The organism is Actinopolymorpha cephalotaxi (assembly GCF_013408535.1).
Classification (GTDB): Bacteria; Actinomycetota; Actinomycetes; order Propionibacteriales; family Actinopolymorphaceae; genus Actinopolymorpha; species Actinopolymorpha cephalotaxi.
Genome location: NZ_JACBZA010000001.1, coordinates 2,682,206 through 2,697,502, shown reverse-complemented (window position 1 = coordinate 2,697,502; position 15,297 = coordinate 2,682,206). Strand labels below are relative to the sequence as shown.

At 72.9% G+C, this 15,297-nt stretch carries 11 protein-coding genes; 8 read left to right on the top strand and 3 right to left on the bottom strand.

Translation table 11 applies throughout. From position 1 onward, the window contains the following. Nucleotides 1-106 precede the first annotated feature (106 nt). Nucleotides 107-2,152, top strand: a complete 2,046-nt coding sequence (locus FHR37_RS12070; protein ID WP_092882662.1) for an APC family permease — start codon at nt 107-109, stop codon at nt 2,150-2,152. A gap of 35 nt (nt 2,153-2,187) precedes the next feature. Then, entirely contained in the window at nt 2,188-3,126 is a 939-nt protein-coding gene (locus FHR37_RS12065) for an LLM class F420-dependent oxidoreductase (protein ID WP_092882860.1), read from the top strand. On the opposite strand, the gene FHR37_RS12060 is transcribed toward FHR37_RS12065, so the two are convergent. After that, the gene (locus FHR37_RS12060) at nt 3,068-3,664 is read right to left on the bottom strand and encodes a CGNR zinc finger domain-containing protein (RefSeq protein ID WP_092882663.1); all 597 of its coding nucleotides are present in this window, start codon (nt 3,662-3,664) and stop codon (nt 3,068-3,070) included. The genes FHR37_RS12065 and FHR37_RS12060 overlap by 59 nt on opposite strands. Nucleotides 3,665-3,689: 25 nt before the next feature. On the opposite strand from FHR37_RS12060, the gene FHR37_RS12055 reads away from it, so the two are divergent. From FHR37_RS12055 to FHR37_RS12030, 6 genes are all read left to right on the top strand, one after another. After that, nucleotides 3,690-4,007, top strand: coding sequence for a hypothetical protein (locus FHR37_RS12055; RefSeq protein ID WP_139238884.1), 318 nt, complete (start codon nt 3,690-3,692; stop codon nt 4,005-4,007). A 39-nt stretch (nt 4,008-4,046) separates the two neighbouring features. Further along, nucleotides 4,047-4,640, top strand: a complete 594-nt coding sequence (locus FHR37_RS12050; RefSeq protein ID WP_092882665.1) for a hypothetical protein — start codon at nt 4,047-4,049, stop codon at nt 4,638-4,640. A 200-nt stretch (nt 4,641-4,840) separates the two neighbouring features. After that, the gene (locus FHR37_RS12045; protein WP_175542437.1) at nt 4,841-5,431 is read left to right on the top strand and encodes a YcnI family copper-binding membrane protein; all 591 of its coding nucleotides are present in this window, start codon (nt 4,841-4,843) and stop codon (nt 5,429-5,431) included. Next, nucleotides 5,428-6,099 carry a copper resistance CopC family protein gene (locus FHR37_RS12040; protein ID WP_092882667.1) on the top strand — a complete coding sequence of 224 codons (672 nt, stop codon included), beginning with the start codon at nt 5,428-5,430 and terminating at the stop codon, nt 6,097-6,099. Before FHR37_RS12045 ends, FHR37_RS12040 begins: the two co-directional genes overlap by 4 nt. A 17-nt stretch (nt 6,100-6,116) precedes the next feature. Continuing rightward, nucleotides 6,117-8,159 carry a cytochrome c oxidase assembly protein gene (locus FHR37_RS12035; RefSeq protein ID WP_139238885.1) on the top strand — a complete coding sequence of 681 codons (2,043 nt, stop codon included), beginning with the start codon at nt 6,117-6,119 and terminating at the stop codon, nt 8,157-8,159. A 226-nt stretch (nt 8,160-8,385) separates the two neighbouring features. Next, nucleotides 8,386-11,193, top strand: a complete 2,808-nt coding sequence (locus FHR37_RS12030; protein WP_092882669.1) for an aconitate hydratase — start codon at nt 8,386-8,388, stop codon at nt 11,191-11,193. Nucleotides 11,194-11,295: 102 nt separating this feature from the next. Here FHR37_RS12030 and FHR37_RS12025 read toward each other — a convergent pair whose 3' ends face one another. Together FHR37_RS12025 and lysX are read right to left on the bottom strand one after the other, a co-directional pair. Continuing rightward, complete coding sequence (locus FHR37_RS12025; RefSeq protein ID WP_092882670.1) at nt 11,296-11,775, bottom strand: hypothetical protein; 480 nt, start codon at nt 11,773-11,775, stop codon at nt 11,296-11,298. A 63-nt stretch (nt 11,776-11,838) separates the two neighbouring features. Continuing rightward, complete coding sequence (gene lysX / locus FHR37_RS12020) at nt 11,839-15,261, bottom strand: bifunctional lysylphosphatidylglycerol synthetase/lysine--tRNA ligase LysX (protein ID WP_092882671.1); 3,423 nt, start codon at nt 15,259-15,261, stop codon at nt 11,839-11,841. Nucleotides 15,262-15,297: the final 36 nt, after the last annotated feature.

Below are 15,297 nucleotides of genomic sequence, written 5' to 3'. Positions count from 1 at the left end.
GTCAGGGCAATCCCGAACGCTACACCGGGGCGGGCGTACCCGCCCGCCCGGCGGGTGATCCAGGCGCGCACGCGACCGGATCAGCACGTACCTCTAGCATCCTCCCGTGGGATTAGGTGATCTGGGCAAACGCCTGCTCGTCGGCCGCAAGCTCCGCAGCACGCAGCTGGGCGAGACGCTGCTGCCCAAGCGGGTGGCCCTGCCCGTCTTCGCCAGTGACGCGCTCTCGTCGGTGGGCTATGCGCCGGACGAGATCTTCATCACCCTCTCCGCGGCCGGCCTGGCGGCGTACGCCTTCTCCTGGAAGATCGGGATCGCGGTCGCCCTGGTGATGCTCGTGGTGGTCGCCTCCTACCGCCAGACGGTGCAGGCGTACCAGTCCGGCGGCGGCGACTACGAGGTCGCGAGCGTCAACCTCGGCCAGTCGGCCGGGCTCACGGTGGCCAGCGCGCTGCTGGTCGACTATGTCCTGACCGTGGCGGTGTCGATCTCCTCGGCCGCGCAGTACGCCGCGACCGCGGTCGAGTCGCTGCAGGGTCACCAGACCACGGTGGCGGTGATCGCCACGGTGTTCCTGATGACGATGAACCTGCGCGGCATCCGCGAGTCCGGCACGGCCTTCGCCATTCCGACGTACCTCTTCATGTTCTCCATCCTCGGCATGGCGGCGTGGGGGTTCGTCCGGCTGGTGTTCGGAGACCTCCCACAGGCGGCGACCGCCGAGCTGCACGTGGCGCCCGAGCCCGCCTACTCCCAGGGCCTGATGGGCCTGGCCGGCGTCTTCTTGATCATGCGGGCGTTCGCGTCCGGCAGCGCGGCGCTCACCGGCGTGGAGGCGATCAGCAACGGTGTGCCCGCGTTCCGCAAGCCGAAGGGCCGCAACGCCGCGACCACCCTGCTGATGCTGGCGGTGGTCGCCGTCAGCATGGCGATCAGCGTGATCGTGCTGGCCAACCTGATGCACGTACGCATGGCCGAGCGGCCGGCCACCCAGCTGCTGCACGCGGACGGCACGCCGGTCGGGCCGGGCTACCACCAGCCGCCGGTCATCAGCCAGCTCGCCGCCGGGATCTTCGACCACTTCCCGGTCGGCTTCTACGTGGTCGCCGCGGTCACCGGCGTGATCCTGGTACTGGCCGCCAACACCGCGTTCAACGGCTTCCCGGTGCTCGGCTCGATCCTCGGCCGGGACGGCTTCCTGCCCCGCCAGCTGCACACCCGCGGCGACCGGCTGGCGTACTCCAACGGCATCATCCTGCTGGCCGGCTTCGCGATCGTGCTGATCGTCGCGTTCCGGGCGGACGTGACCCGGCTGATCCAGCTCTACATCGTCGGCGTGTTCGTGTCGTTCACCGTCAGCCAGACCGGGATGCTGCGGCACTGGGGCAGGCTGCTTCGCACCGAACAGGACCCCGCCAGGCGCGCCCGGATGCAGCGCAGCCGGCTGGTCAACGCGGTCGGCCTGGTGACCACCGGGCTGGTGCTGATCATCGTGCTGATCACGAAGTTCACCCACGGCGCGTGGATCGCGCTGGCCGCGATGGCCGTGCTGTTCGTGCTGATGAAGGGCATCCGCAAGCACTACGACCGGGTGGCCGACGAGATCGCGATCGACACCGACGAGGACATGACGCTGCCGTCGAAGGTGCACGCGGTGGTGCTGGTCTCCAAGCTGCACCGGCCCAGCCTGCGGGCGATCGCGTTCGCCCGGGCGTCCCGGCCGGACGTCCTGGAGGCGGTGACCGTCGACGTCAACCCGGAGGAGACCGCCCGGCTGGTGGACGAGTGGGACCACCGCGGGATCCCGGTGCCGCTGAAGGTCCTCGCCTCGCCGTACCGTGAGATCACCCGGCCGATCGTGGAGTACGCCCGCAGCATCCGCCGGGCCAGCCCGCGCGACATCGTGATGGTCTACATCCCGGAGTACGTCGTGGGCCGCTGGTGGGAGCAGCTGCTGCACAACCAGAGCGCCCTGCGGCTGAAGGGGCGGCTGCTGTTCACCCCGGGGGTGCTGGTGACCAGCGTTCCGTACCAGCTGAGGTCGTCGCGGATCGCCGCCCGGCGCGAGGACAGCCCGTGGCGGGCGCCCGGTCAGGTACGCCGCGGAGGGCCGGGGCGCTCGGCCCGCGACCGGACCGGCACCCGCCGCTGACCGTTCGGGCCGGCGGGTCGGGAAGGATGCCGGGCATGGACCTGCGCATCTTCACCGAACCCCAGCAGGGCGCGACGTACGACGACCAGCTCCGCCTCGCCCGTGCGGCGGAGGAGTGCGGCTACGACGCGTTCTTCCGTTCCGACCACCTGCTCGCCATCGACGGTATGCCGACCGCCGGCCCGGACGGGCTGCCCGGTCCCACCGACGCGTGGACGACGCTGGCCGGCCTGGCCCGCGACACCAGCCGGATCCGGCTGGGCACCCTGGTCTCCCCGGTGACGTTCCGGCCGCCCGGCCTGCTCGCGCTGCAGGTGGCGCAGGTGGACCAGATGTCCGGCGGCCGGGTCGAGCTCGGTCTCGGCGCGGGGTGGTACGAGGAGGAGCACCGGGCGCTCGGCCTGCCGTTCCCCTCACGGAGGTTCGGGTTGTTCGCGGAGCAGCTCGCGATCCTCACCGGGCTGTGGTCGACGCCGGTGGGCGAGCGGTTCGACTTCGACGGCGAGCATTACCAGCTCACCGGCGCGACCGGGCTGCCCAGGCCGGTCCAGTCCCCGCCCCCGATCATCGTGGGCGGCGCCGGACCACGTCGTACGCCCGCGCTGGCGGCTGCGTACGCCGCCGAGTTCAACCTCGGCTTCGCCGCACCGAAGGAGCTGGCACCGGCCTACGACCGGGTCCGGTCGGTGTGCGCCGAACACGGCCGCGACCCGGGCACGCTCCGGCTGTCGGCCGCGCTGACCGTGTGCTGCGGCCGCGACGACGCCGAGGTGGCCCGGCGGGCGGCGGCCATCGGCAAGGACCCGGCGGAGCTGCGCGAACGCGGCCTGGCCGGAACACCGGCCGAGCTGGCCGACCGGATCGGCGAGTACGCCGAGCTCGGCGTGTCGAGGTTCTACCTCCAGTTGCTCGACCTCACCGACCTGGACCAGGTGGAGCTGATCGCCGAGCGGGTCGCCCCGCAGGTGCACTGACTCCGTCCCGCCGGCGGTGGTCGGCGACCCGCACCCGGTTGGCACATCGCAGCGAACAGAACCGCCGCCGGCCGTTGCGGGAGACGTCCAGGAACACCGCACCACACCCCTCCCGGTCGCAGCGTCCGAGCCGGTGGCCGGCGGCGTCACAGACCACGTGCGCGAGGCCGGCGGCGGTCTGCGCCCGGACGCGGGTCACCACGTCCGGGTCCTCGGGGAAGTAGTGCAGGTGCGGTGGCCGGCCGCCGTGCCGGCTGACGAACGGGCGGCTCGCGCCGAGCTCGAGAAGTTCGTTGACCAGGGCGACCTGGCGGTCCGGGTCGGGCTCGCCGTAGGCCCGGTCCAGGTGCGCGGCCCAGCCGGCGAGGTCGTGGGTGTCACGCCGGGTCAGCCGTCCGGGCTCGATCTGGTGGGCGGCCAGGATCCGGGCCAGCTCGTCGACGTCCGGCGGGCCGGGCCCGCCCGCGGCCTCCCGGCAGTGGTTGACCAGTGCCGTCGCCAGCCGGGCCGCCGATCCGCCGTAATGGTTGAAGTGCACAAGACCATGACAGCACGCTGGGGTGGTGCATGACGACGAGGGCTGCCCCACCTGCGGCTGGCCGGTGGCCGAGCTGACCGACCCGACCGACCTGAACGATCTGGCCGACCTGAACGATCCGAACGACCTGGCCGATCGCGGGGGAGCGGGCGAGCTGCTGTCCCGGCACCGCACCTCCGCGGGCACCGTGACGTACGTGCGGTGCGTCTGCGGCGGCGTCCTCGTCCTGGTGGCGGATGCGGTCGTGGGTGGCGCCGGGTCGTGGCCGAGCGAGCCGAGTGAGCCGAGTGAACGAGGTCCGGCCCACCGGGGCACGCCCGCCACCCGGGGCACTCCCTCCTAGACTCTGGACCGACGTACTTCCGAACGAACGGGACCGGTCGTGAGCCACCCCGGCAGTGGGCCGCTGCGGATCATCCGCGGCGCGTTGCTCGCTGTCTGCTGCACCGCACTGGCCGTCCTCGGCCACGTCGGCGGGGGCGGCGAAGCACCGCCGGTGACGGCGCTGGTGGCCGGCACGCTCGTCGTGGGGGCGGCGTTCGCGGTGCTCGCGGACCGGCGGCGCGCGTTCGGCCAGATCCTCGCGGCCGCGCTGGTGGCGCAGGCGATCTTCCACGCCGCGTTCTCCCTCGCGTGCGCCCACGGGTTCGACGTCACGACGGGTTCCGCCATCACCCCCGGTCCGGTCGCCGGCGCGCCGGCGGAGGTGTTCCCCGGTCCGGTGATGGTGCTCGCCCACCTCGGCGCCGCCGCGCTGCTCGCGGCGCTGGCCGCGGCCGGCGAGACCCTCGTGTGGGTGGTGTTCCACCTGCTCGGGCTGGTGCGCCTGCCCGCCCTCACCCTGCCGTCGCCTGCCGGGGTCAACCTCACCCCGGCGCGGCACCACCACGACGATCTTCCCGGAGCACGCGAGCTCCGGGTCTGCCGAGCCCACCGGCGGCGAGGACCTCCGGCCGTGATGCCGGCTCCGGCCTGACCCACCGCGACACCCATGGTGCGGACGGCCGGATCCCATCGAGCCACCGTCTCGTCATCACCGCGCGCCGGTACCCACCGCTGGTGGCCCATCCGCGCGCGGGTTCGCACCGAAGGGTTCTCATGCAGGTCAGACCGCTTCACCTCCCATCCCGCTCCAGCACGCCGCGATCGGTCCGTACGTCACTACGGCGGGCCGCCGTGGTCACCGGCACCGCCGCCGGTGCGCTGCTGGTGTCGACCGGGACCGCCTCCGCCCACGTGACCGTGAATCCCGGCGAGGCCGGGCAGGGGGAGTACGCCAAGCTCACCTTCCGGGTGCCCAACGAGTCCGGCACCGCCTCCACCGTCCGGATCCGGGTGAACTTCCCGGCGGCGACCCCGCTCCCGTCGGTGCGGGTGAAGCCGCACCCGGGCTGGACGGCGAAGGTCACCGAGTCCAGGTTGCCGCGGCCGGTCGACGTCGGCGACGTACGACTGGACCGGGCAGTCACCTCGGTCACCTGGACCGCTGCCGAGGGTTCGACGATCGGGCCGGGGGAGTTCGACGAGTTCGACGTGTCGGTCGGCCCGCTGCCCGCGAAGAGCTCCATGTCCTTCCCGGTCGTCCAGACTTACGACGACAAGACGGTCGCGCGCTGGGATCAGGCCCAGGCGGCCGGGGCGGCCGAGCCGGAGCACCCGGCTCCGACGCTCACGCTGGTCGCCGGTTCGGGCGGTCACCACGGCACCGAGGCCGCCGCGTACGCGGCGCTCGCGGTTCGCCGCCTCGGCCGGGGCGGCGCACGATGACCGGCAGGCCCGGGACACCCGGCCGAACCACGCCCGCCGGAGTGCTGGGCAGACGGCGGGGCGCCGGAGCGCGGGTGCTCGCCACCGCGCTGGTACTCGCCGGGTGCCTGGGCCTGCAGGCCTGGTCGTCGGTTCCGGCGTACGCCCACGCCGCCCTGGTGTCCAGCGACCCGAAGGACGGCGCGGTGCTCGACCGGCCGCCGCGGCGGATCACGCTGGAGTTCGACGACCCGATCTCCCGGAAGTTCGACTTCGTCGCCGTCAGCGGACCCGGCGGCGCCACCTACCAGTCCGGCAGCCCGCGGGTGATGGGAAACAAGGTGACCCAGCGGCTGGACCACCTCGGGCCGGCCGGCACCTACGAGGTCGCCTGGCGGGTGGTGTCCGCCGACGGGCACCCGGTGTCCGGGACGCTGACGTTCACCACCCGCGCCGCCGGTGGCGGGCATGGCACGCCGGCCACCACCAGGCCCGGCAGGACGCAGGCGCCAGGCTCCACGGCCACCCCCGGAGCGTCCGGCACGCCGGCCGCGTCAGGTCCGGAGGGCTCCTCCGGCACGCCGTGGTGGCCGATCGGGGTGGCGGTGCTCGTGGTGGCCGGCGGCGGCGTGCTGGTGGCCGCCCGGCGGCGGCGCGACGGCGACCCGCCGTCACCGGACGAGGGTTAGGTGGGGATGCTGTGAGCGTGACCGAACGTCGAGACGCCGGTAGCCGGCCGGACCGGAGCGGCACCCGCCCGGGTCCGGCCGGCAACCTGCCCTGGGTGGCCGTCGGCTGGCTGCTCGCCGGGGTGGGCGTGCTCGTGATCGCCCTGGTGGTGGGCGGGGGACGGCCGAGGACCGCCGCCCCGGGCCTGCCCGACCCGGGAATGCTCACCGGCTGGGGCCTGCCGATCGCCAAGCTGGCCATGGACCTCGCCGCCGTCGGCGCGGTGGGGTCGCTGTTGTTCGGGGTGCTGGCGCCCACCCGGGCCGGGGCGCTCGAGCCCGCCGCCACCCGGGCGCTGCGCGGGGCGGCGGCCTGCGCGTGGGCCTGGGCGGTCGCCGCCGCGCTCACGCTGATGTTCACCCTTTCGGACTTCCTCGGCATCCCGGTCGCCCGGCTGGACTATCGGGACAACCTGGCCGGTTTCGTCGCCGAGGTGACCCAGGGCCGGTCACTGGCGGTCGTGTTCCTGCTCGCGGTCATCCTCGCCGCGACCGCGCGCGGCGTACGGACGCTGAACGGCGTCGCCCTGCTGCTCGTCCTCGCGGTGACCGCCACCCTTCCGCCGGCCCTGACCGGTCACTCGGCCGGCGCCGCCGACCACGACATCGCCACCTCCAGCCTGCTGGTGCACATCGTCGCGGTGACGCTGTGGGTCGGCGGCCTGGTGGGCCTCGCCGTGTACGGATGGTGGGCGACCACTCCCGCACTGGGCAGCGCGGCCGGCCGGTACAGCTCGCTGGCCCTGTGGTGCTTCGCCGCCGCGGGCTTCTCCGGGCTGCTCAACGCGTGGGTACGCCTCGGCGGGATCGCGCCGCTGGTCACCTCGTCGTACGGCTGGCTGGTGCTCGGCAAGCTCGCCGCGCTGGTCGCCCTCGGCTGGTTCGGCTGGTGGCACCGCCGCCGGACGCTGCCGGCCCTGGACAAGAAGGCGCCGGGGGCGTTCCGCCGGTTCGCGGCGGTCGAGGCGGCGGTGATGGCCGCCACGATCGGGCTGGCCGTGGCGTTGTCGCGGACGCCGACGCCGGTGCCGGAGGAGGTGGAGCGCCAGTCGACCGCGCAGGCTCTGATCGGGTGGGCGGTCCCGCCGTTCTCCTGGTCGAACGTGCTCACCCTGTGGCGGACGGACGCGCTGGTGCTGGTGGCGGCGGCCACCGGCGTCGTCCTCTACCTGCGCGGGGTGTGGCGGCTGCGGACCCGCGACCTGCGCTGGCCTGTCGGGCGAACGATCAGCTGGCTGCTCGGGGTGGCGGTGACCGTCTTCGTGCTGTGCTCGGGCATCGCGACGTACGCCCCGGCGATGTTCAGCGTGCACATGGCGCAGCACATGACGCTCACCATGCTGTCGCCGATCCTGCTGGCCATGGGCGCTCCGGTGACGCTGGCGCTGCGCGCGCTCCCGGCCGGCCGCCGGGCCGAGGACGGCGGCCGGGAGCGGGGCATGCGCGAGTGGATCCTCACCGTTTTGCACAGCCGGGTGGTCCGGGTGTTCACCCATCCCCTGGTGGCGCTGGCGTTGTACGTCCTGAGCCTGTACGCCTTCTACTTCACCCGGCTGTTCGCCTCGGCGATGAGCAGCCACACCGGCCACCTGCTGATGACGTTCCACTTCCTGGCGGTCGGGTCGCTGTACTTCTGGCCGATCATCGGGCTGGATCCGATGCCGCGGCGGCTGCCTCCGGTCGGCCGGATGCTGTTGCTGTTCGCGTCCATGCCGTTCCACGCGTTCTTCGGCGTGATCGTGATGACCACCACGACGGTGCTCGGCGCGCAGTGGTTCGCCGGCCTGCGGCTGCCCTGGCTGGACCCGCTGGCCGACCAGAACGTCGGCGGCGGAATCGCCTGGGCCGCCGCGGAGCTTCCGGTGATCATCGTTCTCGGCGTGGTGTTCGCGCAGTGGGTGCGGGCCGACGCGCGGGAGGCGAAGCGGACGGACCGGCGCGCCGACGCCGGTGACGGGCGGCTGTCCGACTACAACGCGATGCTGGCCCGGCTGGCCGCGCGGGACGACTCCGGCCGCTAGGGGAGGCGGGGACGGGTGGCGCCGGCTCGCCCGATCCGTGTATCTTGATGTCGAGATAATTGCGTGACGCCCGGACCGCATCCGGACCCCGGCCGGTGCACTCGGTACGTCGGTGGGCAGGATGGCGGCGGGTGCGACAACGCGGGATCGACCGGGCCCACCGGGACCCACCGGGACCTGCCGGGACAGATCCAGCGGACAGATCCAACGGACAAGGGGAGAGGCCATGGCGAGCGTCGACAGCTTCGGAGCCAAGGGACAGCTCGAGGTCGGTGAGGCGTCGTACGAGATCTACCGGCTCGCCGCCGTCGACGGCGCCGAGCGGCTGCCGTACAGCCTGAAGATCCTGCTGGAGAACCTCCTGCGCACCGAGGACGGCGCCAACATTACCGCCGACGACATCCGGGCGCTGGCGCAGTGGGACGCGAACAGCGAACCCAGCAAGGAGATCCAGTTCACCCCCGCCCGGGTCATCATGCAGGACTTCACCGGCGTGCCCGCCGTGGTCGACCTGGCCACGATGCGTGAGGCGGTCCGCGACCTCGGCGGCGACCCGGCGCGGATCAACCCGCTGTCGCCGGCCGAACTCGTCATCGACCACTCCGTCATCGCCGACGTGTTCGGTACGCCGGACGCGTTCGCCCGCAACGTCGAGATCGAGTACGAACGCAACCGGGAGCGCTACCAGTTCCTGCGCTGGGGCCAGGGCGCCTTCGACGACTTCCGTGTCGTCCCGCCGGGCACCGGCATCGTGCACCAGGTCAACATCGAGCACCTCGCCCGAGTGGTGTTCGGCCGCGAGGTCGACGGCGCCCGGCAGGCCTACCCCGACACCTGCGTCGGCACCGACTCCCACACCACGATGGTCAACGGGCTCGGCGTCGTCGGCTGGGGCGTGGGCGGGATCGAGGCCGAGGCGGCGATGCTCGGCCAGCCCGTGTCGATGCTCATCCCGCGGGTGGTCGGCTTCAAGCTGAACGGCGAGCTGCCCGAGGGCGCCACCGCCACCGACCTGGTGCTCACCATCACCGAGATGCTGCGCAAGCACGGCGTGGTCGGGAAGTTCGTGGAGTTCTACGGCCCCGGTGTGGGAGCGGTCCCACTGGCCAACCGCGCCACCATCGGCAACATGTCCCCGGAGTACGGCTCCACGATCGCGGTGTTCCCGATCGACGAGGAGACCGTGCGCTACCTGCGGTTGACAGGCCGTCCGGACGAGCAGGTCGCGCTGGTCGAGTCCTACGCCAGGGAGCAGGGCCTGTGGCACGACCCCGAGCGCGAGGCCGCCTACTCGGAGTACCTCGAGCTCGACCTGTCCACGGTCGTTCCGTCCATCGCCGGCCCGAAGCGGCCGCAGGACCGGGTGAGCCTCACCGACGCCAAGCAGGTGTTCCGCGGCGTGCTCACCGACTACGTCACCGCCGAGGTGAAGACGAACGGGGACGAGAAGGGCTACGACGAGGCGGCCGCGGAGTCCTTCCCGGCCAGCGACGCGCCCTCCTTCAGCGGTGACAACCACGCCGACCAGCCGGCGGGCTACGCCTCGGCCGCCCGCGGCGCCGACGGCCGCCCGAGCGCGCCGACCCGGGTCACCCTGCCCGACGGCACCGAGTGCGAGGTCGACCACGGTGCCGTGGTGATCGCCGCGATCACCTCCTGCACCAACACCTCCAACCCGTCGGTGATGGTCGGCGCGGCGTTGCTGGCCAAGAAGGCGGTCGAACGCGGCCTGAACAGCAAGCCCTGGGTCAAGACCACCCTGGCGCCCGGTTCGAAGGTCGTCATGGACTACTACGAGCGGGCCGGCCTCACGCCGTACCTCGAGAAGCTCGGCTTCAACCTGGTCGGCTACGGCTGCACCACCTGCATCGGCAACTCCGGCCCGCTCATCCCCGAGGTGAGCAGGGCGGTCAACGACGCCGACCTCGCCGCGGTGTCGGTCCTGTCCGGCAACCGCAACTTCGAGGGCCGAATCAACCCGGACGTGAAGATGAACTACCTCGCGTCCCCGCCGCTGGTGGTGGCGTACGCCCTCGCCGGCAGCATGGACGTCGACCTGAGCACGGAGCCGCTCGGCCAGGACAACGACGGCAACGACGTGTTCCTCGCCGACATCTGGCCGTCGGGGCACGAGGTCGAGGAGGTCGTCGCCGGGGCCATCGCCAGCGAGATGTTCACCCGCGACTACGCCGACGTGTTCGCCGGTGACGAGCAGTGGCAGGGCCTGCCCACGCCCGAGGGCGAGGTGTTCGCGTGGGACGGGCAGTCCACCTACGTGCGCAAGCCGCCGTACTTCGAGGGCATGGCCGCAGAGCCCTCGCCGGTGAGCGACATCACCGGCGCCCGGGTGCTGGCCAAACTGGGCGACTCGGTGACCACCGACCACATCTCCCCGGCCGGTTCGATCAAGAAGGACAGCCCGGCCGGCGCGTACCTGCTGGACAACGGCGTGCAGTTCCGCGACTTCAACTCCTACGGGTCGCGGCGCGGCAACCACGAGGTGATGATCCGCGGCACCTTCGCCAACATCCGGTTGCGCAACCAGCTGGCGCCGGGCACCGAGGGCGGCTTCACCCGCGACTTCACCGCGGGCGGCGAGGTCGCCACGATCTACGACGCCTCCACGCACTACCAGGAAGCCGGCACGCCGCTGGTCATCCTGGCCGGCAAGGAGTACGGCTCGGGATCCTCCCGCGACTGGGCGGCCAAGGGCACCGCGCTGCTGGGTGTCAAGGCGGTGTTGGCGGAGTCGTACGAGCGGATCCACCGGTCCAACCTCATCGGCATGGGTGTGCTGCCGCTGCAGTACGCCGACGGTGAGTCCGCGGAGTCGCTCGGCCTCACCGGCGAGGAGACCTTCGACGTGGTGGGCATCGAGGCGCTCAACGAGGGGGAGACCCCTCGGGAGCTGACCGTGCGCGCCGACGGCAGGGAGTTCCGCGCCGTGGTCCGCATCGACACCCCGGGCGAGGCCGACTACTTCCGGCACGGCGGGATCATGCAGTACGTCCTGCGGTCCCTGCTCGCCCGCTGAGGTTCACACCCGGCGCACCACGCGACGTCGCCCCCGTCCCCACGATGCACGTGGGGACGGGGGCGACGTCGTGGTACGGCGTTCGAGCGATGCTCGGAACGCTCAGGCGGCCTCGTAGGCCTGGGTGGTGGGGTACTCCCCGGCCTCGGCGTCGGTGGCGGCCCGCCGGCGCAGCGCGGCGGCGCCGATCAGCACCAGGAGCAACCCGCCGACGGCGATCCACGCGCCGGGCTGGACGTCGGCGACCCGGAACTGTGCCGCCCCGTCGGCGAAGCCGATCCGGGCCACCCACAGCCCGGCGGTGGCAGCGCCGAGCAGGAACGACAACCACAGCAGCACCCGCACCAGCAGCAGCGCGCCCAGGATGCCGATCGCACCGGCGACCGCGAGCGGGGCGGCCATCGAGGTCCAGTAGTTCAGTGTCTGCCCGGTCAGGTCCTTGACCTCGGGCCGGGTCAGCAGGTCCTGCAGGCGAACCTGCTGTGGTGAGCGGTTTCCGAGCCAGTCGAAATAGGCCCCGCTCGCTATCGCGATGGCTCCGATGGTGGCGAGTACCGCCGCCCGAGGACGAACGATTGTCATGGCCGGACCTCCAGCGTCGTGCCGATCCCCGTGTGACTGCCCCCGCGAACTTCGGGGTGCAACCTACCCCAATCCGGGTCGGTCGCGCGGGCCGTCGCCGCGCGGGCGTACCAGCGGGAACAGCAGGGTCTCCCGGATCGACCGGCCGGTCAGGGTCATCACCAGCCGGTCGATCCCGAGGCCGAGGCCGCCGGCCGGTGGCATGCCGTACTCGAGCGTGCGCAGGAAGTCCTCGTCGAGCTGCATCGCCTCGGGGTCGCCGCCTGCGGCGAGCAGGGACTGGGCGGTGAGCCGGCGGCGCTGCTCGACCGGATCGGCGAGTTCGGAGTACGCCGTGCCGAGCTCGACCCCGAACACCACGAGGTCCCAGCGTTCGGCGAGGCGCGGGTCGTCGCGGTGCGACCGGGTGAGCGGTGAGACCTCGGTGGGGAAGTCGGTGTAGAAGGTCGGGCAGACGGTGTTCGGCTCCACCAGCGCGTCGTACACCGCGAGAACCGCAGCGCCGGCGCCGGCCGCCGCGTCGACGTGCACGTTCGCGCGTGCGGCATACCCGCGCAACGTCTCGGCGTCGGTGCCGGGGCCCACCTCCTCACCGAGCGCTGCACTCACCGCCGCGTGCACGCTCACCACCGGCCACTCCGCGGCGAGGTCGACTTCGGTGGTGCCGTCGGCGTCGGGGTTCGTCCGGGTGAGCACCGTGCCACCGTGCACCGCGCGGCAGGCGGCGCGCACGAGGTCGCGGGCCAGCAGGCGCATGGAGTGGTAGTCGCCGTACGCCTGGTAGGCCTCCAGCATCGTGAACTCCGGGTTGTGCGTCGCGTCGGCGCCCTCGTTGCGGAAGTTGCGGTTCAGCTCGAAGACCTGCTCCAGCCCGCCGACGAGCAGCCGCTTGAGGTACAGCTCCGGCGCGATCCGCAGGTAGAGCGGCAGGTCGTAGGCGTTGATGTGGGTGCTGAACGGCCGGGCGTTCGCGCCGCCGTGCACCGGCTGCAGCATCGGCGTCTCCACCTCCTCGTACCCGCCGGCCCGCAGGGTGTCCCGGACCGCCGCGACCACGGCCCGGCGCTGCGCGAACAGCACCCGGCTGTCGGGCCGGACGGCCAGGTCGACGGCGCGCTCGCGTACTCGCGCCTCCGGGTCGGTGCGGCCGTGCCACTTGTCCGGCAGGGGGCGCAGGCACTTCGACGTCAGCGCCCAGTCGCTCGCGCGTACGGTGAGCTCGCCCGATCTGGTCGTACCGACGTGGCCGGTGACGCCCACGTGGTCGCCGAGGTCGACGTCGTGCTTCCAGCGGGTGAGCGCGGCCCGGTCGGTCAGCTGCCGCGGGTCGAGCATGACCTGCAGGTCGCCGGTGCCGTCGCGGACGGTGGCGAAGGCCAGGTTGCCGAACGTACGCAGGCCGACGACCCGGCCGGTGACGCCCACCTGCCGGGTCGTCCAGGTGTCGGGCGCGAGGCCGGCGAACTCCGCGGCCACGTCGGCGGCGGTGGCGGTGCGGGGATAGCCGACGGGATAGGGGTCGACGCCTTCGGCGCGCAGCCGGCGCAGCTTGTCCCGGCGGACGCGTTCCTGTTCGGGCAGGGCGCGTTCGCGGCGGCCCTCGAGCGCGTCGAGGTCGGCGGCCGGCTCCTCGCCGGGGAAGGCGACTGCGCCTTCGGGTCCCTCGGTCGCCGGTGGCTGGAGAGTTCCGGCGACACCGGCGACACCGGCTGCCTCGGCTGCCTCGGTGGCGGCCCGGTCCGGCAGCTCCGTCGCCAGCCCGTGCGCACCGGCGGGGCGCAGCCCGCGGCCGGGCAGGACGGGTACCGGCAGCAGGCCCTCCGCGACCCCCGTCGCCACCGCGATCCGGGGCAGGTCCCGCGACCTCGGGTAGCACAGGAACCTCGTCACCCACTCCGGCTCGAACTTCGCGTTCGCGCGGTACAGCGCCTCGATCTGCCACCAGCGCGAGGCGAGCAGCAGTGTTCGCCGCCACACCCGGGCCACCGGTCCGGCGCCGATCTCGGCACCCTCCACCAGGCCGGAGCGGAAGATCGCGAAGTTGAGCGAGATCCGGTCCACGCCCAGCGCCCGCGCCGCCTCGACCAGCCGGGACACCATCAGCTCGACCACGCCGTTGGGCGCCACAGGGGAGCGGCGCATCAGGTCCAGGGACAGACCGCGGCGACCCCACGGCGCGAACGACAACAGGGCGCGCCGGTAGCCGTGCCGGTCCAGGCACTCGACCAGGACGCACCGGCCGTCACGCGGGTCGCCGACCCGGCCGAGCGCCATCGAGAAGCCGCGTTCACCCTGCGTACCCCGCCACCGGTCGGCGTCGGAGCCGATCTCGGCGAGCTCGTCCGCGGGCACGTCGGCGTGCCGCCGGATCCGGCAGGTGTATCCGAGCCGCTCCAGCCGCTGCACCGCCTGGCGTACGCCCCGCATCCGCCGTCCGGCCAGGTCGTAGTCGGCGACGCGCAGGACCGCCTCGTCGCCGACCTCGAGCACGTGCAGGCCCGCGTCGGCGTAGGCGTGCGCGCCCGCCTCGGTCGTCCCCATCACCGCCGGCGCCCAGGCGTAGCGGCGGGCCTCGGCGAGCCAGGCGCGGATCGCGGCCGGCCACTGCCGCGGATCGCCCACCGGGTCCCCGGACGCCAGGCTGACCCCGGCCACCACGCGGTAGGTGACCGCCGCCGCACCGGACGGAGCGAAGATCGCCGACTTGTCCTGGCGGGTGGCGAAGTAGCCCAGGGAGTCCTCGGCGTACGTCGTCAGCAGTCCGCGGAGCTGCCGGTCGTCGGCCGGTGTCTGGTACAGCGTCTTGCGGCGCGGGCGGAACAGCACCCAGGCGCCGGCGAGCTGGACCGCCGCGCCGAGCAGGCCGAGGAAGACCGTCACGCCGTGCGGGGGCGGAGGAGAGGACAGCTCGCGGAAGATGTCGAACCGGTTCGTGGTGGCGTTGGTGCCGCCGGTGAGGAACACCAGCGCGGTCGCGGCCCGGTCGCCCACGGACGCGATCTGCCCGGGGAAGAGCGTCAGCGCCGCCATCCCGAGCACGAACCCCACCACGACGGCGACCGCCACCGTGGCCAGTGCCCGCCAGCCGGCCCGCGGCGCGACCTCGGCGTCGAACGCCGGCCGGGCCAGGACCAGCACCACCAGCACCCCGGTCAGCACCACCAGGCTCAGCAGGCCGTGGCGGAGGATCACGACCTCGAAGACGTCGTACACCATGTTCGGCACGATCAGCAGCACGACGAGGAACCACCAGGCGATCCGCTTGCGGCGCCGGACCGCGGCGGCCAGGATCCCGAGGTACGCCGCGTAGGCGAGGTTCGGCTGGGCGCCGATGGTGGTCAGCTCGATCAGGTCGCGCACGGGTTCCAGCACCCGCCGCAGCCCCGGGAACAGCGCGGTGACCACACAGAAGACCGCCACCGCGGTCAGGAAGCGCGCGATCCAGGTCGCCAGGACCGCTGCCCTGGCGTCCTTGCGAGTTGCCATCCGGGGCTGTCTCACAGGCCCGCACCGGCGGCCGGG

Bases quoted from the DNA above. Each gene is read 5' to 3' on its own strand.
- FHR37_RS12065 (WP_092882860.1), top strand. From the start codon at position 2,188: ATGGACCTGCGCATCTTCACCGAACCCCAGCAGGGCGCGACGTACGAC.
- FHR37_RS12040 (WP_092882667.1), top strand. From the start codon at position 5,428: ATGACCGGCAGGCCCGGGACACCCGGCCGAACCACGCCCGCCGGAGTG.
- FHR37_RS12030 (WP_092882669.1), top strand. From the start codon at position 8,386: ATGGCGAGCGTCGACAGCTTCGGAGCCAAGGGACAGCTCGAGGTCGGT.
- FHR37_RS12025 (WP_092882670.1), bottom strand. From the start codon at position 11,775: ATGACAATCGTTCGTCCTCGGGCGGCGGTACTCGCCACCATCGGAGCC.
- lysX (WP_092882671.1), bottom strand. From the start codon at position 15,261: ATGGCAACTCGCAAGGACGCCAGGGCAGCGGTCCTGGCGACCTGGATC.